The organism is Acinetobacter sp. UBA5984 (genome assembly GCF_002429925.1).
GTDB classification, from domain to species: domain Bacteria; phylum Pseudomonadota; class Gammaproteobacteria; order Pseudomonadales; family Moraxellaceae; genus Acinetobacter; species Acinetobacter variabilis.
Window position 1 is genome coordinate 19,416 of record NZ_DJBE01000030.1, and the last position, 20,898, is coordinate 40,313.

Annotated in this window: 16 protein-coding genes; 6 read left to right on the forward strand and 10 right to left on the reverse strand. The window is 45.6% G+C overall.

Annotated features, from left to right (window positions below; genetic code table 11):
- Positions 1-2: 2 nt before the first annotated feature.
- A complete protein-coding gene (locus tag B3J29_RS04580; RefSeq protein ID WP_286964497.1) occupies positions 3-1,106 on the reverse strand; it encodes an efflux RND transporter periplasmic adaptor subunit in 1,104 nt (367 codons plus the stop codon).
- A 148-nt stretch (positions 1,107-1,254) separates the two neighbouring features.
- On the opposite strand from B3J29_RS04580, the gene B3J29_RS04585 reads away from it, so the two are divergent.
- The 4 genes from B3J29_RS04585 to B3J29_RS04600 all read left to right on the forward strand — a co-directional run bounded on the left by B3J29_RS04585 (position 1,255) and on the right by B3J29_RS04600 (position 7,196).
- Positions 1,255-1,878, forward strand: coding sequence for a TetR/AcrR family transcriptional regulator (locus B3J29_RS04585; protein ID WP_286964499.1), 624 nt, complete (start codon positions 1,255-1,257; stop codon positions 1,876-1,878).
- Positions 1,879-2,028: 150 nt separating this feature from the next.
- Complete coding sequence (gene ppc / locus B3J29_RS04590) at positions 2,029-4,713, forward strand: phosphoenolpyruvate carboxylase (protein WP_286964501.1); 2,685 nt, start codon at positions 2,029-2,031, stop codon at positions 4,711-4,713.
- Positions 4,714-5,011: 298 nt separating this feature from the next.
- A complete protein-coding gene (locus tag B3J29_RS04595; RefSeq protein ID WP_005233183.1) occupies positions 5,012-6,307 on the forward strand; it encodes a solute carrier family 23 protein in 1,296 nt (431 codons plus the stop codon).
- Between the two features lie 97 nt (positions 6,308-6,404).
- Positions 6,405-7,196: a LysR family transcriptional regulator gene (locus B3J29_RS04600; protein ID WP_286964516.1), complete on the forward strand. Its 792-nt coding sequence runs from the start codon at positions 6,405-6,407 to the stop codon at positions 7,194-7,196.
- An 11-nt stretch (positions 7,197-7,207) separates the two neighbouring features.
- Here the strand turns inward: B3J29_RS04600 and B3J29_RS04605 are convergent, their stop codons facing one another.
- The 5 genes from B3J29_RS04605 to ilvD (B3J29_RS04625) form a co-directional block, all read right to left on the reverse strand.
- Positions 7,208-7,930, reverse strand: coding sequence for a sulfite exporter TauE/SafE family protein (locus B3J29_RS04605; protein WP_214001765.1), 723 nt, complete (start codon positions 7,928-7,930; stop codon positions 7,208-7,210).
- Positions 7,931-8,086: 156 nt separating this feature from the next.
- The gene (locus B3J29_RS04610) at positions 8,087-8,374 is read right to left on the reverse strand and encodes a chorismate mutase (RefSeq protein ID WP_004780403.1); all 288 of its coding nucleotides are present in this window, start codon (positions 8,372-8,374) and stop codon (positions 8,087-8,089) included.
- Positions 8,375-8,395: 21 nt separating this feature from the next.
- Positions 8,396-9,676, reverse strand: a complete 1,281-nt coding sequence (locus B3J29_RS04615; RefSeq protein WP_286964504.1) for a hypothetical protein — start codon at positions 9,674-9,676, stop codon at positions 8,396-8,398.
- A 152-nt stretch (positions 9,677-9,828) separates the two neighbouring features.
- Entirely contained in the window at positions 9,829-11,514 is a 1,686-nt protein-coding gene (gene ilvD / locus B3J29_RS04620) for a dihydroxy-acid dehydratase (RefSeq protein ID WP_034171552.1), read from the reverse strand.
- 190 nt (positions 11,515-11,704) lie between these two features.
- The gene (gene ilvD / locus B3J29_RS04625; RefSeq protein ID WP_286964506.1) at positions 11,705-13,534 is read right to left on the reverse strand and encodes a dihydroxy-acid dehydratase; all 1,830 of its coding nucleotides are present in this window, start codon (positions 13,532-13,534) and stop codon (positions 11,705-11,707) included.
- Positions 13,535-13,941: 407 nt separating this feature from the next.
- Between ilvD (B3J29_RS04625) and fmt the strand changes: the two genes are divergently transcribed.
- Both fmt and rsmB read left to right on the forward strand, forming a co-directional pair.
- Positions 13,942-14,904 carry a methionyl-tRNA formyltransferase gene (fmt, locus tag B3J29_RS04630; protein WP_180014507.1) on the forward strand — a complete coding sequence of 321 codons (963 nt, stop codon included), beginning with the start codon at positions 13,942-13,944 and terminating at the stop codon, positions 14,902-14,904.
- On the forward strand, positions 14,901-16,205 hold the full coding sequence (rsmB, locus tag B3J29_RS04635) for a 16S rRNA (cytosine(967)-C(5))-methyltransferase RsmB (RefSeq protein WP_286964507.1): 1,305 nt from the start codon (positions 14,901-14,903) through the stop codon (positions 16,203-16,205). Before fmt ends, rsmB begins: the two co-directional genes overlap by 4 nt.
- Before the next feature lie 62 nt (positions 16,206-16,267).
- Here the strand turns inward: rsmB and zupT are convergent, their stop codons facing one another.
- From zupT to B3J29_RS04655, 4 genes are all read right to left on the reverse strand, one after another.
- Positions 16,268-17,083: a zinc transporter ZupT gene (gene zupT, locus B3J29_RS04640; protein WP_286964508.1), complete on the reverse strand. Its 816-nt coding sequence runs from the start codon at positions 17,081-17,083 to the stop codon at positions 16,268-16,270.
- An 83-nt stretch (positions 17,084-17,166) separates the two neighbouring features.
- Complete coding sequence (locus B3J29_RS04645) at positions 17,167-17,277, reverse strand: methionine/alanine import family NSS transporter small subunit (RefSeq protein WP_081402679.1); 111 nt, start codon at positions 17,275-17,277, stop codon at positions 17,167-17,169.
- A 10-nt stretch (positions 17,278-17,287) separates the two neighbouring features.
- The gene (locus tag B3J29_RS04650) at positions 17,288-18,763 is read right to left on the reverse strand and encodes a sodium-dependent transporter (RefSeq protein ID WP_034171557.1); all 1,476 of its coding nucleotides are present in this window, start codon (positions 18,761-18,763) and stop codon (positions 17,288-17,290) included.
- Between the two features lie 593 nt (positions 18,764-19,356).
- Positions 19,357-20,805: an aldehyde dehydrogenase family protein gene (locus B3J29_RS04655; RefSeq protein ID WP_286964509.1), complete on the reverse strand. Its 1,449-nt coding sequence runs from the start codon at positions 20,803-20,805 to the stop codon at positions 19,357-19,359.
- Positions 20,806-20,898: the final 93 nt, after the last annotated feature.

Sequence of the window (20,898 nt, forward strand, 5' to 3'; positions counted from 1 at the left end):
ATTTAACTCCCTGCCTGAATTTTCACACTACGGTTTTCACGGTCAATCGGATTTATTTTTTGCTGGTCACGCAGCAGATGCACCCCACCAATCACCACATAATCATCAGCCTTTAACCCACTGAGAACTGGTACAGAATCACGGCCATAAGCACCCAGCTGAACCGGCACTTTGCGGATGGTATGATCCGGCTTGACTACCATCACATAGGCCTGCTGATCGGTCGCTGAAACGCTGGATAAAGGAACGCTAAGGATATTGTCCTGACTGTTCTGGAAGAACACCCGGGCACTCTGACCGAGCTGGATCTGGCTATTACCTTCGCGTAAAGCCACTTTCACCCGGAAGGTACGCGATTGATCTGCTGCAGGTGAAATCTCACGAACAAAGGCGGCGAATTTTTCATTCGGTTTGGACCATAACGTGACCCAGGCCGGCTGACCGGTTTTAATTTCGGAAATCGCCTGTTCAGGAACCCCAATCACGACTTCACGCTCACCGGCTATCGCCAGTTCAAAGGCCGCCTGCCCTGCTGCAACGACCTGACCAATTTCGATATTGCGTGCAGTAATCACCCCATTTTTATTAGCAATGAGCTGGTTATAAGCGGTCTGGTTTTTAGCCGTATCATAATTAGACTGAGCCTGTTTCAGATTTGACGCGGCTGCCTTATATTGGTTTTCAATCGCATCATATTGCGAACGGCTCACGGCATTGGTGGGTAACAGCTGCTTGAAACGCTGTAATTCATCCTGAGCAATTTTACTGGCCGATTGAGCACTTTCCAGCTGGGCACGTGCTGCATTTAATTGAAGTTGAGCATCTTTCACATCTAGGGTCGCCAAGATCTGCCCCACTTTTACCTGATCGCCCACATCGACAAAGCGCTGGGTGACCTGCCCGCCTACCCGGAACGCCAGTGCTGTTTGCTGACGTGCCTGGACATCACCGGCATAGCTTTTCAATTCCTGATGTGAAGTTTTCGGTGTGGTCACCATGACAAATGGAACTTCCTGTTCTGCTGCAGCGCTGTCCTTGCTACATCCTGAGAAAGCCATACTGCATAGGACGATCATGCCAGCCAGTGCGCTCTGTATCGTGCTCATTATTGTTCGCTCTTATCTAATCATCATTTTTAGGGCAAAATAAGTAGATATATAAATTGCTTATTTTTTAATTAATATACCACCCGGTACACTAATTAGGATTCTGCAGTTAAAACAATGACCATATTGATTTTTTTTGGATGAAATTGTGCAAATACCGGTTGGACGACCCAAGGATCTGGAGAAACGCCAGCGTATTCTGAACGCAGCGAAACAGCTGTTTTTACAGCATGGTTATCATGGTTCCAGCATGAACCAGATTGCGCTGGAAGCCGGGGTGACCAAACTCACTGTCTATAATCATTTTCAGGATAAGGCCACGCTGTTTAGCTGTGCGGTTGAAGAAACCTGTGAGGCAATTCTGCAGGAATCTCCTAAAGTTCTGCAGCCTGATAGTGATTTCAAGCAGGAGCTATATCAGATCTGTCTGCGCTCATTCAATATTGCCAATCTGCCGGAAGCCCTCAAACTGGACCTGCTCATCATGCAACTGGCCTATGAAAAAAATCCGTTGGCGGAACGTTTTTATACAGCCTCACATATCAAGCTGAATCAGGCCTGGCATGATTTCTTTGAGCAGGCGCAGCAACATCAATTTATCCAGACTGATGATCCGCAGCATCAGACCGAACTGATGGTGTCCTTACTATTAGGTATGCGGCATCACAAAGTCTTATTGGGCTTAAGTCCGCTACCCGACATGCAACAACGTCATCAGATCATTCAGCAGGCCATTGAGCTCTTTATACTGAAATATGCGATTTCCCGTTAAATTTCTTTTATCTGGCCGGATCCTTGCAACAGCGTAAGGACTAAAATTCGTTCAATTATCAACAAATGATATTCAACTTTTGTCTGCAAAAGACTTGGATTGTCATGCAGTCGGGGTATAGTCAAAGGAAGAATCGGAGGGAAATAAAAAATGGTTCAACAGATTGATGCACCTCTACGCGAAGACGTACGTTTACTGGGTAATTTGCTGGGAGAAACCCTGAAGTTACATGCGGGGCAAGATTTGTTTAATCAGGTCGAGCAAATTCGGGCCTTATCGAAAGGTGCTCGCGATGGACAGGTTGAAGCAGAAAAACAGCTGGAACAATTATTCCTGACTCTAGAAGATCATGAAATCCTGCCATTGACCCGTGCCTTCACCCATTTCTTAAACTTTGCCAATATTGCCGAACAGTACCATGTGGTACGTCGACGCCGTCAAAGCGAATTTGAGGAAACTACAGAATCTCCAAATCCTCTGGTGCCTTTATTTGAGAAATTCAAACAGCAAGAAATTTCTGCAGAAACCTTATATCAGCAAATCTGTGAATTAAAGATTGAACTGGTACTGACCGCACATCCAACAGAAGTCAGCCGACGCACCCTGATCCAGAAATATGATGGCATCAATAATGCCCTGTCCAAATTTGACCAGCAGAAACTGACCCCGCGTGAACGTCAGGCAGTCTCGGCTGACTTAAAACAGCTCATCAGTTCTGCCTGGCAAACTGATGAAATCCGTCAACATCGCCCAACCCCAGTGGATGAAGCCAAATGGGGCTTTACGACAATTGAACAGACCCTCTGGAATGCTGTACCTAAATTCATTCGTGAACTGAACGGCATGGTTGAGGAGCAATGCGGACAGACCCTACCACTGGATGTTGCTCCGGTACGTTTCGCTTCCTGGATGGGTGGCGACCGGGATGGCAATCCGAATGTGACACATAATGTGACTCAGGAAGTATTGTGGTTGTCGCGCTGGAAAGCAGCTGATCTGTATCTGCGTGATATTGAAAACCTGCGCTGGGAACTTTCTATTCAGCAATGCAGTGATGAAATTACACAGGCGTTAGGCCATCAACATCCTGAACCGTACCGTGAATATTTACGCGATATCCGTGAACGTCTAAAAATCACCCGTGCCTGGCTGGCTGAAAAACTGCATGGCAAAGATGCGGATGATAGTCGGGTCATTAAGAGTAAAGATGAGTTATTAAAACCTTTACTGACCTGTTATCGCTCATTGATGGCGTGCAATCTAGCAGAACTTGCCAATAGTAGTCTGCTGGACCTGATTTACCGGGTAAACTGTTTCGGAATTGAACTGCTCAAACTGGATATCCGTCAGGAATCTGGTCGTCATCGTCAGGCTATTTCAGCCATTACTGAATATCTGGGTCTGGGTAATTTTGAAACCTGGACCGAACAGGCCCGTCAAAACTTCTTGCTGCAGGAACTGCAAAGTAAACGCCCTTTACTACCTAAACACCTGAATGAACCAGCGGGTAGCCTGATTGAACATCCGGATGTGCAGGAAGTGTTTACCACTATGCGCACGCTGGCTGAACAGCCAAGTGAATCTCTGGGCGCCTATATTATTTCCATGGCCGAATATCCAAGTGATGTGCTGGCCGTCTTGCTGCTGCAAAAAGAAGCCGGGATTAAACAGCCTTTACGGGTAGTACCTTTATTTGAAACCTTAAAAGATCTCGACGGCGCTGCTGACACCATGTCGACACTCTTTAATATGCACTGGTACAAACAGCATATTCAGGGCAAGCATGAAGTCATGATTGGTTATTCGGATTCGGCCAAAGATGCCGGCTTTATGTCAGCCAACTGGGCACAGTACCGTGCGCAGGAAGAACTGACCGCAGTCGCCAAACAGCATGGTATCCAGCTGACCCTGTTCCATGGTCGTGGCGGCTCGATCAGCCGTGGTGGTGCACCAACCCAGCAAGCGCTGTTCTCACAACCGCCGGGTTCGATTTCAGGCGCCATCCGGGTGACTGAACAGGGTGAGATGATTCGCTTTAAATTTGGTCTGGAAGAAATCGCGCTACAAAATCTAGAAATTTATACTGCAGCGACTTTGGAAGCGACTTTATTACCGCCACCCGAACCGAAACCGGAATGGCGTGATCTGATGCATAAGATGACCGATCTGTCGGTACAGGTCTATCGTCAGACAGTACGTGAAAATCCACATTTCGTGAAATACCTGCGTACCGTGACCCCAGAACTGGAACTGCAAATGCTGCCGCTTGGTTCACGTCCTGCCAAACGTAAGGTCAGCGGCGGGATTGAATCCTTGCGTGCTATTCCCTGGGTCTTTGCCTGGACTCAAATTCGTTTGATGTTACCGGCTTGGCTGGGTACCGGTGCCGCATTAAATGAGGTACTGGATCAAGGGCAACGTACGATTCTGGATGAAATGCTGACTGAATGGCCTTATTTCCAGACCCTGATTGATATGCTGGAAATGGTACTCTCCAAAGCAGACAGCAATGTCGCGCTCTATTACGAATCACATCTGACTCAGGATGAAGACCTGAAAGAGCTCGGCACGGAACTACGTCAACGCTTGCAGGATGCGATCCAGACCTTATTAACCTTAAAAGGGGAATCTAAACTGCTCAGTAGTAATGGCGTCTTAGACCAGTCTATGACGGTGCGTAAACCTTATCTGTTACCGCTCCATTTACTACAAGCCGAACTGATGAAACGTCGTCGGTTATATCTGGAACAGCAGCAGGCTGAACACACTCCGGTCGATCATGCCCTGATGGTGAGTATTGCCGGGATCGCAGCTGGTTTACGAAATACCGGTTGATTTTTTTCTCTTCCATTTAAAGCACATCTACACGATGTGCTTTTTTATTGATCAGTCAATAGCCAAAAAAAGCTTTATTTATATATCAAATTAAAATTACTTATAGAAGTTGAATATGAATTGTCCGGGAATTAATCCACTGATTTAACTTTAGTTTTGATTTAAAAAACTTTTACCGCACGGTAAAATCTCAAATAAAGTCATAGAATTAATTTGAACAAAAATTTTGTTTCAGTGATTAAATCTTCTAAAAAACAAGAGTATGATGTGCACAATTTATCTTTTGAGTGCTCATTTTATGTCCAATTGGTTTCCCAAGTGGCGCCCTTATGAGGGTAGTATCGATGCACGACCAGTAGGTACCGCAGAGTATTTACCGCCTGCCCAGACCCTGATCTTGGGGGTACAACATGCCTTTGCCATGTTCGGTGCGACGGTACTGGCGCCATTTCTAATGGGTTTTGATCCCAATCTGGCCATTTTAATGTCGGGGATCTGTACCATCCTGTTCTTCCTGATCACGGGTGGTCGTGTACCAAGTTATCTGGGTTCAAGCTTTGCGTTCATTGGGGTGGTGATTGCGGCAACCGGTTATGCAGGTGCTGGCGGACTGAATCCAAATATTGGTGTCGCCGCTGGCGGGATTATTGCCTGTGGTGTGCTTTATGCCTTAATGGGTGTTCTGGTGATGGCAACGGGAACCCGCTGGATTGAAAAATTGATGCCACCTGTCGTGACTGGTGCCGTGGTGATGATTATTGGTCTGAACCTGGCCCCTGTGACCGTGAAAAACGTCATGGGTAATACCTTTAATATGTGGATGTCACTGGTGACCGTACTGTGTATGGGTTCCATTGCAGTGTTTACCAAAGGTCTGGTACAGCGTTTATTGCTCTTGATCGGTTTATTGCTGGCTTACTTCATTTACTACATTTTAAGTAATGTGATGGGCTATGGTACTGCAATTGATTTTGCGCCAATTCAGCAAGCTGGCTGGTTTGGTGTTCCGAGCTTCCATGCGCCTGTATTTGATACCAATGCCATGCTGATCATTGCGCCTATTGCCCTGATTCTGATTGCAGAAAACTTGGGACATATTAAAGCCGTAGGTGCCATGACCGGTGAAAATCTGGATCCGCATATTGGTAAAGCTTTTGTAGCGGATGGTATTGCGACTACCCTGGCAGGTGGTGTGGGCGCACCGGGTATGACCACCTATGGTGAAAATATTGGTGTGATGGCCGTTACCCGTGTCTATTCAACGATTATCTTTGCTGTTGCGGGTGTATTTGCGGTATTCCTCGGTTTATCACCAAAGTTTGGTGCGATTATTCATACCATTCCAACGGCGATTTTAACCGGCGCCTCTATTGTAGTCTTTGGTTTGATTACTATTGCCGGTGCGAAAATCTGGATCGAAAATAAAGTCGATTTTTCACAGAACAAAAACCTGATGGTGGCAGCAGTGACCATTATTTTGGGTACAGGTGACTTTGCTCTAACCTTTGGTAACTTTAACCTCGGTGGAATTGGTACAGCGACCTTTGCTGCGTTATTCCTGAACTGGTTCTTTAGCCTGGTCGATAAAAAATAATTCGAAGACTTAAATTTTCAAGCAGCCTCCGGGCTGCTTTTTTTATATCGCAAGAATTGTTTAAATAGGCCTGATCTTTTATATGAGCATCCTGCCGATGCGTCTGGATTTTTTTGATTTACGTCTTTTTCTCAATATAGTCGACACAGGTAGTCTGACCAAAGGTGCTGAACGCTCTGCTATTTCCTTACAGGCAGCCAGTGAGCGGATTAAAAAGCTGGAACAGCAATATCAGGTCAGTCTGTTCAGCCGCCATTCTGNNAATATCAGCTTATGGTGTAACTCTTCAGCACAAAGTGAGTACCTTCCCCTATTATTGCCACAGTATCTGGTAAATAACCCAAATATCCAGATCGACCTCAAAGAAGCAGAGAGCAATGACATCATTGCGGCTTTGGCGAGTGGTACTGCCAAGCTGGGACTTATTTCCAGCTTTTTTCCTGCACCACAATTACAGACTCTGGAATTTTCAGATGATCCTCTGGTGCTGATCTGCCCTGAACCGCATGGTCTGGCAACGAATCAGGCATTAAAATTAGCAGACTGTCTGAGTTATCCTTTTGTTGGTCTGATGCAATATCACTCTTTGCAGCAATCCATCGAAACTCAGGCTCGCTTGCTGAACTGTGAAATTCAATACCGCTTACGCTTACCAAATTTTGCCGCCATTGCCCAGGTTGTGGCCAATGGTGTAGGTATCGCGATCATGCCAGAACGTGCTGCACAACGTTTGTCGAAGCTCTATGCATTTCAGCAAATCCAACTGACAGGAGATTGGGCCAACCGCAAGTTATTGTTAGCTGCAAAGAACTTTGATGAACTAAGTACGGCCTATCAGCACTTTAGCCAGTTCCTCATTTCTTCGGATGTACAAAAAATCCTGAATTAAATCCAGCCGAATTAATGCAGCATCATATAGCTGCCTAAGGCGATCAGGCCGATAAAAAATACTGTCCGGAATTTCTGTTCAGGGATACGGAAACGGATTTTTTTGCCGAACCACATCCCGATCAAGGCCGGAATCAGTGCAATCGCCGACATGGCATAATCAATCGGCATATCTTCCACCGGGTTTCGGTGCAGAAAAACTGCCAAACACACCGTTGAGGTGGTAAATACCAACCCTAAGGCCTGAACCAGATCATCACGTTTTAAATGCAGGGTTTGCAAATAAGGCACGACTGGAATTACCACTACCCCAGTCGCCACGGTCAAGGCACCCCCGAGATATCCCATAATCGGAGAAAGCCACTTTTCATGCTGGCTTAAATCTGGCATCCGTTTTGCCAGTAAACCATATAGGCCATATAGAGCAAGCATCCCGCCTAGTAAGGCTTCACTATGAAATTCAGAATGGCCTAAAGTCGGGAAAATACTCCAGACCGAACCCACAATAATGCCTGCCAGCAGAAGCCAGAAACGGCGAATCAGTTTCAGCACATGACCTTCGGCAAAGAGTTGCCAGAAATTGGTCAGCATCGAAGGCACAATCAGTAAAGTTGCTGCCTGGAATGGGCTCATAAATATGGTCAGCAAACCCATGGACACAGCCGGCAAACCTAATCCAATGGTGCCTTTAATCAGACCAGCCAGAGCAAAAATAGCAATAACAAAAGCAGTCATCTGATGACCCTAAATTGATTTAAGCCCATGCTATAGAAATCACGAATAGAGTAAAATCAGGGTTTTAAGAAGGAAGCCTCAAGTAAATCTTGAGGCTTCAGATGGACGTGCTGAAACTCATCAGATGCATCAGCAAAAATCGGATATGAAAATTGTTTAAGGACGAAACTCTTTCAGTTCACGCTGAATGAAATACTGGAACATTTCCCGGTACAGATGCTCAATAAACGCCTGATCCACACCCTGCTGTTGTGCCAAGGCTTTGACATTTTCCACGATCTGCTCCATACGCTCCGGTGATTGCAGATCAGTTTCAGTTTTTTTAAAACGGGTGGTTTGATCAACATAAAATTGACGCGCAGCGATCAGCTCGACTAAAGCTGTATCAATGGCATCGATCTGTTGACGTGCATGTTGTAATGATTCAGCTTTGATTTTTTCCATGTTTATTCAGTCACTTTCAGTTTAGTTATCACTCTTATACTTTTCTTCTAACACATTACTGAAAATACTTTCAATCATCCAGACACGATATAAGCTATTAAATGTATAACTTTGCCCATCAATACGCAGTTCTAGGACCGGTAAATTCGGCTGGGACTTCATTTCACATAAGGTGTCATTTTCCTGCAACTTGGCCAGAACGTCTTCCTGGGTCAGTTCAGTAATATTCAGTTCCTGCTGCATACGCTTGAAATGCGCTGCATAAGACAGATCATAACCACGAGTCCAGACCGCTTTCAGCATCTGGTACATGGCTTCAATCCGCTGCTCTTCCGGACAGCTATAAAACAACTGCGCCATCGGCATCACGGCCTGCTCGGTTGGCCGGCAGAATGGGGTAAATTTGACTTCAGTTCGCTTGGATAAGCGCGTCGCCAGACTCCAGTCAAACCAGTCCCGTCCCTGATAAGACAGCGGATAGACATTCAACTGGATATTATAAAAATCAGCCAGCTCTTCTTTAATATAAGCCAACAATAACCAGGAAATCGGATCTTCCAGAGCGATATACAGGTCTAGCTCTGGATCCATGGACTGGATTTCATTCAGCTCTTCAGCATCACTGATTAGATGCTCGCGCCATTCAATATGATTGATCAGGAAAATCGGGTTGCCGGTCAGTAATCTCTGCTGTTTCAGACGACGGGTCAGACGTAACAAGTCATCTACCGCCTGATACTGGCGTCCGCCAAACTGGAAATAGCTGGCCAGAATCGGACTATGCTCAAAAATTCGTTCCGGAAAATTCTGCGGCGCATGATGACGGCTAGCCATCGCATATAAGGTACGCAATTTTCCGTTCTGTTTTTGCCAGAGCATATGGAATACATCTTCTAGCAAATATAGAAAATCCTGTCCGCGTAACGGTGTATTTCTCAGGATAGTTTCTGCCTGCTTTAAGGCTTCAGCTGTCGGTAATTCTGGGGTCTCATGAAAGCTGAAACGATGCTGTTTAGATAAAATTTTGGCATCATTCAGGCAATAGTGCTGCCATTCATCAAAAGACATTTGATTAGGCGGTTCAGCCCGCTGATCTGAAATGATGACTTTGAGTGGCTTCAGTTCCGGACTGAGAATTTCTTCTAGTTGCGGTAATTGTTGTACCGCCAGATAACTATAAACATCATCCAGTCTTAAATGGATGCTCAAGCCATCTTCAATAGATAACACCGTTTGACGAACTGGTTTCTGGTAAAACCAACTCGATCGGATTGGATCAAACCAACGGCGTAGCAGGGACATGAGAGGTGCCTCGAAAAGATTTTGTCATGCCAGCCCTTGCCAGCAGGATCGTTTTATTCAACATTCTATTATGAGGATGTTTATGACCTGATATAAGTCTTGTGCAAAACTTATATCAAGTCAGCAACAAATGTTCAATGTTTTCTAGGACTTTAGATTTCAAGATTTAGGTCAGTCACGGCCCCGGTCTCCGCCCCAGAGGTTAGTTTGGCGAATTTCGCCAGTGCCCCGTGAGTGTAATTCGGTTTCGGTTTCACCCAGGCCGCCTGACGTGCAGCAAGCTCTTCATCCGAAATATGCCAAGTCATTTCACGGGTTTCCGCATTAATGGAAATTTCATCACCATTTTGCACCAGACCAATCGGACCACCCTCATAGGCTTCTGGTGTGACATGACCAATCACAAAACCATGACTTCCACCTGAGAAACGGCCATCAGTAATAAGTGCGACTGAATCCCCCAGACCTTTACCAATAATGGCAGAAGTCGGTTTCAGCATTTCCGGCATACCCGGCCCACCTTTAGGCCCGACACCGCGAATGACGACCACTTCACCTGGTTGAACTTCGCCATCCAGAATCCCGCGCATCGCGCCCTGTTCGCCTTCAAACACCCGTGCCGGTCCTTTGAAATATAGACCTTCCTTACCGGTAATTTTGGCGACTGCACCATTCGGTGACAGGTTGCCTTTCATAATGATCAGATGCGAATCTTTTTTCACCGGTTTGTCGAATGGCAAGATAATCTGCTGACCTTCTGGATAATCTTCTACATCGGCCAGGTTTTCTGCCAGTGTTTTTCCAGTCACAGTCAGGCAGGAACCATCTAGCATGCCAGCATCCAGCATGCGTTTCATCAATGGCTGGATTCCACCAATAGCAATCAGTTCTGACATCAGGTATTTACCGGATGGGCGGACATCGGCCACGACAGGAATTTCTTTACCAATTCGTACAAAGTCATCTAGGCTTAGTTCAACACCCGCCGTATGCGCCATGGCTAACAAATGCAGTACACCATTGGTTGATCCACCCAACGCAATCAATACTTTAATTGAATTTTCAAAAGCCGCTTTGGTCATGATGTCACGTGGCTTGATGTCCAGACGAAGTAGGTTCATCACTGCTTCACCAGCACGGGCACAATCGATCTGTTTGTCTTCAGACACCGCTTCCTGTGCTGATGAACCCGGTAAGCTCATACCGAGGGCTTCAATCGCAGAGGCCATGGAGTTCGCGGTGTACATCCCGCCACAAGAACCTGGGCCCGGCAACGACACTTCTTCAATGTGTTTCACCTGAATCGCATTAATTTCGCCTTTGGCATGCTGACCCACCGCTTCAAATACCGAAATCATGTCGGTATGGCCTTCACCTGGTTTGATGGTACCGCCATAAATAAACAGACCCGGGCGGTTCAGACGCGCCAAGCCCATGATGCAGCCCGGCATGTTTTTGTCACAACCTCCAATGGCAATCACGCCATCATAGGCCTGACAACCAACTACTGCTTCAATCGAATCGGCAATAATTTCCCGCGATAGCAAGGAATATTTCATGCCTTCAGTACCGTTCGAGATCCCGTCAGAAATAGTGATGGTATTAAAGATAATGCCCTTACCACCGGCAGCATTCACGCCCTGCTCGACTGTACGTGCCAGGCCATCAATATGCATATTGCAAGGGGTCACATTGGCCCAGGTTGACGCGATCCCGATAAACGGACGAGTAAAGTCTTCATCCTGAAAACCGGTGGCACGCATCATGGAACGGGCCGGTGCATTCTCGATGCCTTCATAGACGGGAGCAGAATGTTCTCGGATATTGTCTTTACTCATTTTATTCGTCCTGGATGTAATTCTTGTGAAGCCTAAAAGCTGTCTAGGTTTTATTTGATTGTATAGAAAGCGATCTTTAGATAAAAGTAAGACTCTGTGTATCTGATTCAGTTATTTGAGGTAGTGCAATTATCAAAAATAAAAAAAGCACCCCTCTGGAGTGCTTTTTTGCACTATAAAGATTTACAGCTTAGATTTCACGAACTGCACCTTTTGCAGCGCTTGTGGTATGCATTGCATAGGCCTTTAATGCTTTAGAAATCTTACGTGGACGGTCTTCCACTGGATGCCATCCTTTTTCATCCTGTGCTGCACGACGAGCGGCCATAGTCGCATCATCAACAGCTAGGTGAATGGTACGGTTTGGAATATCGATTTCGATACGGTCGCCATCTTCAACCAGACCAATCGCACCACCTTCAGCAGCTTCTGGAGAAACGTGACCAATCGACAGACCTGAAGAACCACCAGAGAAACGGCCGTCAGTCAGAAGTGCGCACTCTTTACCAAGACCTTTAGATTTCAGGTAGCTGGTTGGGTATAGCATTTCCTGCATACCAGGGCCACCACGTGGACCTTCGTAACGAATCACAACCACATCACCTGCTGTGATTTTACCGCCCAAGATCGCTTCAACTGCTGAATCCTGACTTTCAAATACACGTGCAGTCCCGTTGAATTTCAGGATTGATTCATCTACACCGGCCGTTTTTACGATACAGCCATCGAGTGCGATATTACCATAAAGCACAGCCAGACCACCGTCTTTAGAGAAGGCACGTTCTGCATTACGGATCACACCATTTTCACGGTCGCCGTCCAGACGTGAGTAGTAACGATCTTGTGAGAATGCAGTCTGAGTCGGTACACCACCTGGTGCTGATTTAAAGAATTTATACACTTCTTCATCTTCAGTACGGATGATGTCCCACTTGTCCAAAGCATCTTTTAATGTTGCTTCGTGAACCGTACCGACAGAGGTATCTAACAGGCCTGCACGATCCAGTTCGCCGAGAATCGACATAATACCGCCGGCACGGTGTACATCTTCCATATGCACGTCATTCTTCGCAGGAGCAACCTTACAAAGCACTGGTACTTTACGAGACAGACGGTCGATATCATCCATCGTAAAGTCTACACCTGCTTCATTTGCAGCAGCTAACAGGTGAAGTACTGTGTTAGTTGAACCACCCATCGCGATATCCAAAGTCATGGCATTTTCATACGATGCTTTGGTCACCATTGAACGTGGCAATACGCTGTAATCATCTTGTTCATAATGGCGTTTTGCCAGTTCCACAATGAGAGAACCTGCACGTTCGAACAGTTTTTTACGGTTCGCATGAGTTGCTAAAGTTGAACCGTTACCTGGAAGTGATAGACCCAATGCTTCAGTCAAACAGTTCATTGAGTTCGCAGTGAACATACCTGAACATGAACCACAGGTTGGACATGCAGAACGTTCGTATTCTGCAACTTCTTCGTCAGTATAGTTATCATCTGCAGCGACGATCATCGCATCGATCAGGTCGATGGCTTTGTCATTACCACGGATTTTTACTTTACCCGCTTCCATCGGACCGCCAGACACGAATACTACCGGAATGTTCAGACGCATTGCCGCCATCAACATCCCCGGAGTGATCTTGTCACAGTTCGAGATACACACCATGGCATCGGCACAGTGTGCGCTGACCATATATTCTACCGAGTCAGCAATCAGGTCGCGTGAAGGCAGTGAATACAGCATACCGTCATGACCCATCGCGATGCCGTCATCTACAGCAATGGTATTGAATTCTTTTGCTACACCGCCTGCCTGTTCAATCTGACGTGCCACGAGCTGGCCTAGATCTTTAAGGTGAACATGACCCGGTACAAACTGGGTGAATGAGTTCACCACTGCAATAATCGGTTTACCGAAGTCTTCATCCTTCATCCCAGTTGCGCGCCATAAGCCACGCGCACCCGCCATGTTTCTTCCGTGTGTCGATGTTTTTGAACGATAGTCAGGCATTTTATATTTCCAACAAAGTTTGAGCTTGAAATGAACCGAAAAAGGTTCACTCTGGCTAGATCATACTGACAATGAGCTTAAATCAGTCGAATGTTAGACCTATCATACTACAAGCCATTGTTTTACAAGATGACCTATTCGTTGTAGATGCAGACAAAAATGTCTATAGAGAGGTCTCGGTGAGCTGACAATAAAAATCTCTTAATAAAGCTACTATACCGCCATCATGGATCGGACAATACAAAACTTTCATGAATAATTTTTAGAATTTGCATGAGTTTTTTTTATATAAAATTTAATTAAAAGTAGGAATCTATAATCGCTGTAACAGTTAAGTGCATTGTAGATTAGGCGGCCATTTGGCTTTTAGCTTATAATAGCTGCCAAGTTTATTTGGAATTTCATGTGTGAAAATCATATTTGCAGGCACACCAGAATTTGCAGCAACTGCATTGGCTGCGCTTCTCAAAACCGATCATGAAATTGTGGCGGTCTATACTCAGCCGGATCGTAAAGCCGGTCGTGGTCAAAAACTTACCGCTTCTGCCGTGAAACAGCTGGCGCTTGAACATGACATTCCGGTATATCAGCCACTTCATTTCAAGTCTTCAACAGAAGAAGGTCTGGCAGCTCAGGCTGAGTTAAAAGCGTTGGATGCTGATGTGATGGTTGTAGCTGCCTATGGTCTGATTTTGCCGCAAGTGGTTCTGGATACGCCTAAATATGGTTGCCTGAATATTCATGGTTCACTGCTGCCACGCTGGCGTGGTGCTGCGCCGATCCAACGTGCAATTGCAACAGGTGATCACGAAACTGGCGTGACCATCATGAAAATGGCTGCCGGGCTGGATACCGGTGACATGATGTATAAAACCTTATGTCCTATTACTGCAGAAGATACCTCAGCCAGCCTGCACGATAAACTGGCTGCGCAAGGTGCGGAAGCGATTGTAGCAGTACTGGAATCTGAAGAAAAATTACAACAGTATTTAGCTGCCCGGGAAGTGCAGGACGAAGAACTTACCGTCTATGCTCATAAGCTGTCTAAAGCAGAAGCCCGAATTGACTGGAGCTGTACTGCCTCTAATATTGACCGTAATATCCGTGCCTTTAATCCTTGGCCGGTGGCTTTTATCCCTCTGGATGAAAATAACAACCTGCGGGTTTGGGGTTCGGTACTCTCAGAAAAAAATGCACACTGTCATGCCGCTGGCACGATTCTGGCGATTGATAAACAGGGTGTGCATGTAGCCTGTGGTGATGAAAAAGCAGTGTGTCTCACTTCACTGCAATGGCCGGGCGGCAAACCGCTCAATCCGGTACAAATTAACCAGACCCAAAAATTACATGTAGGACAATTATTGGCATGAGTCATTCTGAATCAGGCACATCTCACCTTAACTTGCGTGCCCAAGTGATTCGTACCTTACTTGCTGTACAGCAAGGACAATCTCTGGCTAGCATTTTGCCGCTGCATTTAAAGAAAGTGGCTGACCGTGACCGTGCCCTGTTCCATGAACTGGTGTTGGGTACTTTACGTCAATGGTATGCACTTAAAAGTATTACCTTGCCTCTGCTAGTGAAGCCTTTAAATAATGACACGGTCGAAACCTGTCTCTATGTCGGCCTATACCAGTTACTGGAAACCCGAATCGCGCCACACGCTGCCATTTCTGAAACCGTGACTGCCGTAAAGCAACTCGGCTATCAGGCTTTAAGTGGCGTAGTGAATGCCATCCTGCGCCGTGTTTCACGTGAAATATCGAAATTTCAGGCAGCACTGGATCAGGCTCATGGCCTGCCAAGTTGGCTCTTTAAACGCCTGAAAAAAGACTGGCCAGAACAGCTCACTGAACTAAGTCATGAGTTAAAGCAGATTGCTCCACTGACCTTGCGCGTAAATGAACGTCAGGTTAGCCGCGAGGACTATCTGGAAATTCTGGAAGAGCACGAAATTCCTGCCCACGCCTGTACGATTTCCAAGGTCGGGATTATTCTCGATGCCAATGTACAAATACCTGATTTACCTGGTTTTGATATCGGTGGTTTTTCGGTACAGGATGAACATGCCCAGCTCTGCGCTACCTTATTGCCAAATCTGGATGACAAGTATGTTATTGATGCCTGTGCAGCACCGGGTGGTAAAACGGCGCATATTCTAGAAAAATATCAGCCGCGTAAACTGATTGCACTGGATCAGGATGCCAAGCGTTTAACACGTGTCACTGAAAATCTTGAACGTCTGTTACTGGAAGGCGATCATGTTGAAATTAAGGCTGCAGATGCCATTACCTGGCAGGCACCGGAACAGCCGGACTGTATCGTGCTGGATGCGCCATGTTCAGCCATCGGTGTAATGCGTCGCCATCCAGATATTCGTTTACTGCGTCATTCAACTGATATCACCCAGACGGTAGAGCTGCAAAAGCAGATTCTGGAAAATATGTGGCAGCAACTCAAAGTCGGTGGTACCCTGCTCTATATCACCTGTTCAATTCTCAAAGCAGAAAACGAACAGCAGATGGTCGAGTTCTTTACTACCCATGCTGATGCTAAAGAAATCAAGATCGAAGCGAATTGGGGTATTAAACAGATTCATGGTCGTCAGCTGCTACCTAAAACCGGTCAAGGCGATGGCTTTTTCTATTGCCGGATTGAAAAGACTGCTTAAATGATATTGCTAAAAGAAAAGGTAGCTTCGGCTGCCTTTTTTATTGTCTTGATTTGAGATTATTATTGTACAAATTTAAAAATCACTAGACTGGTCGCCAGTGCCGCCATCCCACTGACCAGACCATACACGGTTTCATGACCTTTAGAAAAACGTTTTGCAGTCGGCAAGAGTTCGTCTAGTGCCAGATAAACCATCACCCCACCAATGATCCCAAACACCATACCATAAATAGTATGGCTCATATATGGTGCCAGAATGAAATAGCCCAGCGCAGCGCCCAGAGGTTCAGCAAGACCTGAAACCAGACTGGCCACAAGTGCATAGTCTTTACGGCCTGTTGCACCATAAACTGGTAATGCAATTGCGATACCTTCAGGGATATTATGAATTGCAATGGCAACCGCCAAAGGTGCACCCAGTGCAGGACTTTCCAGCGTCGCAAAAAAAGTCGCCAATCCTTCTGGCAGGTTATGTGCACTAATCGCGAATAAGGCCAGCAGGCCGGTTCTTAGCAGTTGCGGCTGACTCAGATCCTGTTTCGATTGTGCCTCAATGGTTTCATGCGGATTAGGAACGAATCGATCCAGCAATAAGACCAGTACCACACCCAATAAAAAAGCAAAGGTGCCATAAGCAAAACCGGATTTTTCATCAAAGGCCAGGCTAAAAGAACTAATAGATTTATTTAAAATTTCTGTGAGCGAGACATAGATCATTGCTCCCGCAGCAAAGGCCAGTCCGAAGGCTAAAACCCGGTAATTCGGTTTTTTTAAGAACAGCACCAATCCCCCACCCACCAGGGTAGCCAGACCTGCTAAAAATGTCACTGCAAAAGCAGTATAGACTTGTGCATCAGTAACGGGAGCAATTCCCATAAGTCTGCCCATAAAAAAAGTCATTATCACCAAAGATGATAATGACTTTCATTTACAGCAACAATGTGTTTATGTGAAGATTTTTAGTCTTCTGGTTCTTCTGGATTTTTTGCCAGATGCATGACAGATAGTGCCAGACCACCCCATAATAAAACCATGGAGAAAATCATCATAATTAATGCAGATGTATTCATATTCGTTCTCCTAACTATGACGATCTTTAACTAGGCTGAACAGAATGGCGCCCAGAATAAAGAATGCAATCGTGCCCCCACCAATCATCCATAGTGTACTTGCAGGATAGTCACCATAACCTTCTGCCATGATTGATTTCAGGGTTAAACCTAATGCCGATAATAAAGATAAGGGCGTGATCACAGTCAGCATGAATTTCCAGCTGCCACCCAGTTTCAGACTGGCAAACTCGTTCACATGTGTTTCCAGCTGTTTCATCAATGGACGACGGAACCAGGACAATAAAATAATCGAGAACAGTCCACCACCCACAATACCAATGTTGTTAGCGAAGTAGTCAATGATATCGACAAAGGTAATGGCACTATGAGTCGAGAACATCAAGGTGGATACAACTGCTGAACCACCCGCAATAATCGTCACTGACTTGTTCTTTGACCAGCCCAGCTTGTCTTGGAATGCCGCAATTGGCACCTGCAGGATACTCACCATGGAAGTAATACCGGCTACAGTCAATGAACCAAAGAACAGGAAGCCAAACAGATCACCACCTGCACCTAAGCTGGAAATGATTTTCGGGAAGGCAATAAAGGCCAGACCGATACCACCAGAGACTACATCTTCAACCTTTGCACCTGAACTGAACGCCATAAAACCAAGTGCTGCAAAAACACCAATACCCGCCAAAATTTCAAAAGACGAGTTGGCCAATGCCACTACGATACCTGAACCGGTCAGGTTGGTTTTACGTTTCAAGTAAGATGCATAGGTCAACATAATCCCGAAACCCACCGAAAGTGAGAAGAAGATGTGACCAAAAGCTGCCAGCCAGACTTTATAATTGGTCATGGCTTCCCAGTTCGGAGTAAAGAAGGCATTTAAGCCATCAACTGCACCAGGTAAACGTACTGCCTGAATCACCAGGATCGTGAATAAAATCACCAGCAATGGCATAAAGATTTTATTCGCCAGTTCCACCCCACGACGTACTCCACCGTAAAGGATCAGCATCACCGCTGCCCAAACGACTACCAGGCCAAAAAACAGTACCGGAACAAAACCGAAGGTCAGGCCCTCACCATTTTGCAGGTAGCTATTGAAGAAAAAGGCTTGAGTATCTGTGCCCCATTGCTGCCCAAAGGAATAAATCATATAGCTGCCGGCCCAAGACAGGACGCTGGCATAATAAATCCCGATGATCAGGGTCACCATGACCTGCCACCAACCCAGAGATTCTGCATTCATGAGTTTTTTATAAGCCATCGGTGGTGCTTTGCGGAACTTATGTCCGACTGCATAATCTAAAAATAATAGAGGTAAACCTGCTGCAAAAATCGCAATCAGATAAGGAATCAGGAATGCCCCGCCGCCGTTTTCATAGGCAACGTATGGAAAGCGCCAAATATTCCCCAAACCAACGGCAGAGCCAATGGCTGCAATAATAAATCCTGATCGTGCCGACCAATTCTCTCGAGTATCTGTCATAGAACACCTAAACTTTAAACTTCATTCAATACTGCTTGTTATGGTTTTGTCGCGAGCACTGAAGAAGCATTTCAATTATTTCGGGTGTTTGAATTAGAGTTATACCTTTTGGGCATCGAATTCTAATATACAAACAGGTCAGCTAGCCGGACAGCTTGCTTAAAGTCTGAGCAGAAGGCCGACCTTGTAGATGGTTCAACAATACTGACTTTTTCAAATTTTTTCTGTAATTTCTGCTTAAAACATTCTTTTTTTATAATCTATTCTTATCAAATGCTCAATAATTCTACGCTGAGCTCTTGATTTTATTAGTTATATGTATACAAACTTTTTGGAATATATTGTTTTTAAGTTTTACTACAGTTTTCAAGCAATTTTTCGCTCTTAACTCATTAAGTATTAAATAGAGATTGAAAAAGTATTTTTATACCTTCTTCGCTTATTTTCTTCTGAATAAAAACAGAGCTGTGTCTTAATTTATTCAGCCTATCTTTTCTGCCTAGCCTGCTGTCTTTTTGAGCAATAAAAAGTAAAAATCCACAACCGGCCTTCCTTATGCCGATTGTGGAATAGTACTGATTGATTCGGTCAGCTTAACATTTGATGACAAGCATACGTTCTTCCTGCATGTCACGAATCGCAGACTGAATGCCTTCACGACCCAGACCGGAATCTTTGACACCGCCATAAGGCATATTATCGACACGGAATGACGGAATATCATTAATGATGACACCACCCACATGCAGATGCTCCCAGGCATACATCATCTTCTGTAGATTCTGGGTATAGATGCCGGCTTGCAGACCAAAACGACTGCTATTAATACAGGCAACTCCTGATTCAAAATCGCTATAAGCTTCAATAATGGCGACTGGACCGAAAACTTCATTACGGTAAATTTCCAGTTGATGATCTACCTTTTCCAACAGAATTGGTTCAAACATCGCACCCTTCACTTCACCACCAGTCAGTACATGGGCACCTTGCGCTACGGCATCTTCCATCCAGCGATGCAAACGTTTAGCTTCAGCTTCCTTGATCATTGGCCCCAGCAAAGTCGTTTCCAGATCCGGATCACCGGCTTTCAGATGTTGCAGTTTCTGAACCAGCTTGTCTTTCAGCTCTTCAAAAATATCCTGATGCACCAGAATACGTTGCACACTGATACACACCTGCCCTGCATGACCATAAGCGCCACCAATCAGACGGTCAATCAGCTGTTCACTAAGTTCAGTATCTGGCTCAATCATCACTGCGGCATTGCCACCGAGTTCCAGTGTGACTTTTTTGCGGCCGGCACGAGCTTTCATATCCCAGCCCACGACATCGGAACCGGTAAAGCTCAGCAATTTAAAACGGTCATCTGTGACCAGTACATCCGCCAGATCACGTGGACAAGGCAGAACTGAGAAGGCATTCTTCGGTAAATCAGTTTCTGCCAGAATCTCGGCAATTTTTAAGGCTGAAACCGGAGTCAGACTCGCCGGTTTCAACACGAATGGACAACCTGCAGCAATTGCCGGCGCAATTTTATGTGCAGTCAGATTTAATGGAAAGTTAAACGGACTAATCAGGGATACAGCACCAATCGGTACCTGTTTCACCATGCCCTGATAGCCTGAAGCTGCAGCGGTGACTGCCAGAGGCAAAATACGGCCCTGATCCATCTGGGTGACCGCATCTGCCGCAATCTGGAAAGTATTGATCAAACGCTCTACTTCTGCACCGGCTGCTTTACGTGGCTTGCCACCTTCGGCAATCAGGATTTCAGTCAGTTCTTCACGGATTTCATTAAACCGCTTCACACAATGCAGCAGAATTTTCTGTTTCTGGAAAGGTTCCAATGCTGCCATTTCTGCTTCTGCCTGAGTCGCAGACTGAATTGCCTTTTCTAAAGTTTCAGCATCTGCCAGCGCGACACGAGCATAAAGCTCCTGACTATATTTATGTTTGACCTCCAGCCATTCACCCGTTTGTACCTGCTGTCCTGCCACATATAATGGGTAGTCTTGATGATATTGTGCTGCTGTTGATCCCATTATTCTGCCCTTCACATTAGCATATACATTTTAGAAATTACCTATATCATGCACTTACTGATTACGTTTAAGAAGATGTATTTAGGTAACAAA

Coding starts and splice junctions, on each gene's coding strand:
- B3J29_RS04595 (WP_005233183.1), top strand. CDS start 5,012: ATGTCCAATTGGTTTCCCAAGTGGCGCCCTTATGAGGGTAGTATCGAT.
- B3J29_RS04615 (WP_286964504.1), bottom strand. CDS start 9,676: ATGTCCCTGCTACGCCGTTGGTTTGATCCAATCCGATCGAGTTGGTTT.
- B3J29_RS04610 (WP_004780403.1), bottom strand. CDS start 8,374: ATGGAAAAAATCAAAGCTGAATCATTACAACATGCACGTCAACAGATC.
- B3J29_RS04645 (WP_081402679.1), bottom strand. CDS start 17,277: ATGAATACATCTGCATTAATTATGATGATTTTCTCCATGGTTTTATTA.
- B3J29_RS04655 (WP_286964509.1), bottom strand. CDS start 20,805: ATGGGATCAACAGCAGCACAATATCATCAAGACTACCCATTATATGTG.
- rsmB (WP_286964507.1), top strand. CDS start 14,901: ATGAGTCATTCTGAATCAGGCACATCTCACCTTAACTTGCGTGCCCAA.
- ppc (WP_286964501.1), top strand. CDS start 2,029: ATGGTTCAACAGATTGATGCACCTCTACGCGAAGACGTACGTTTACTG.
- B3J29_RS04580 (WP_286964497.1), bottom strand. CDS start 1,106: ATGAGCACGATACAGAGCGCACTGGCTGGCATGATCGTCCTATGCAGT.
- ilvD (WP_286964506.1), bottom strand. CDS start 13,534: ATGCCTGACTATCGTTCAAAAACATCGACACACGGAAGAAACATGGCG.
- B3J29_RS04650 (WP_034171557.1), bottom strand. CDS start 18,763: ATGACAGATACTCGAGAGAATTGGTCGGCACGATCAGGATTTATTATT.
- B3J29_RS04605 (WP_214001765.1), bottom strand. CDS start 7,930: ATGACTGCTTTTGTTATTGCTATTTTTGCTCTGGCTGGTCTGATTAAA.
- zupT (WP_286964508.1), bottom strand. CDS start 17,083: ATGGGAATTGCTCCCGTTACTGATGCACAAGTCTATACTGCTTTTGCA.
- ilvD (WP_034171552.1), bottom strand. CDS start 11,514: ATGAGTAAAGACAATATCCGAGAACATTCTGCTCCCGTCTATGAAGGC.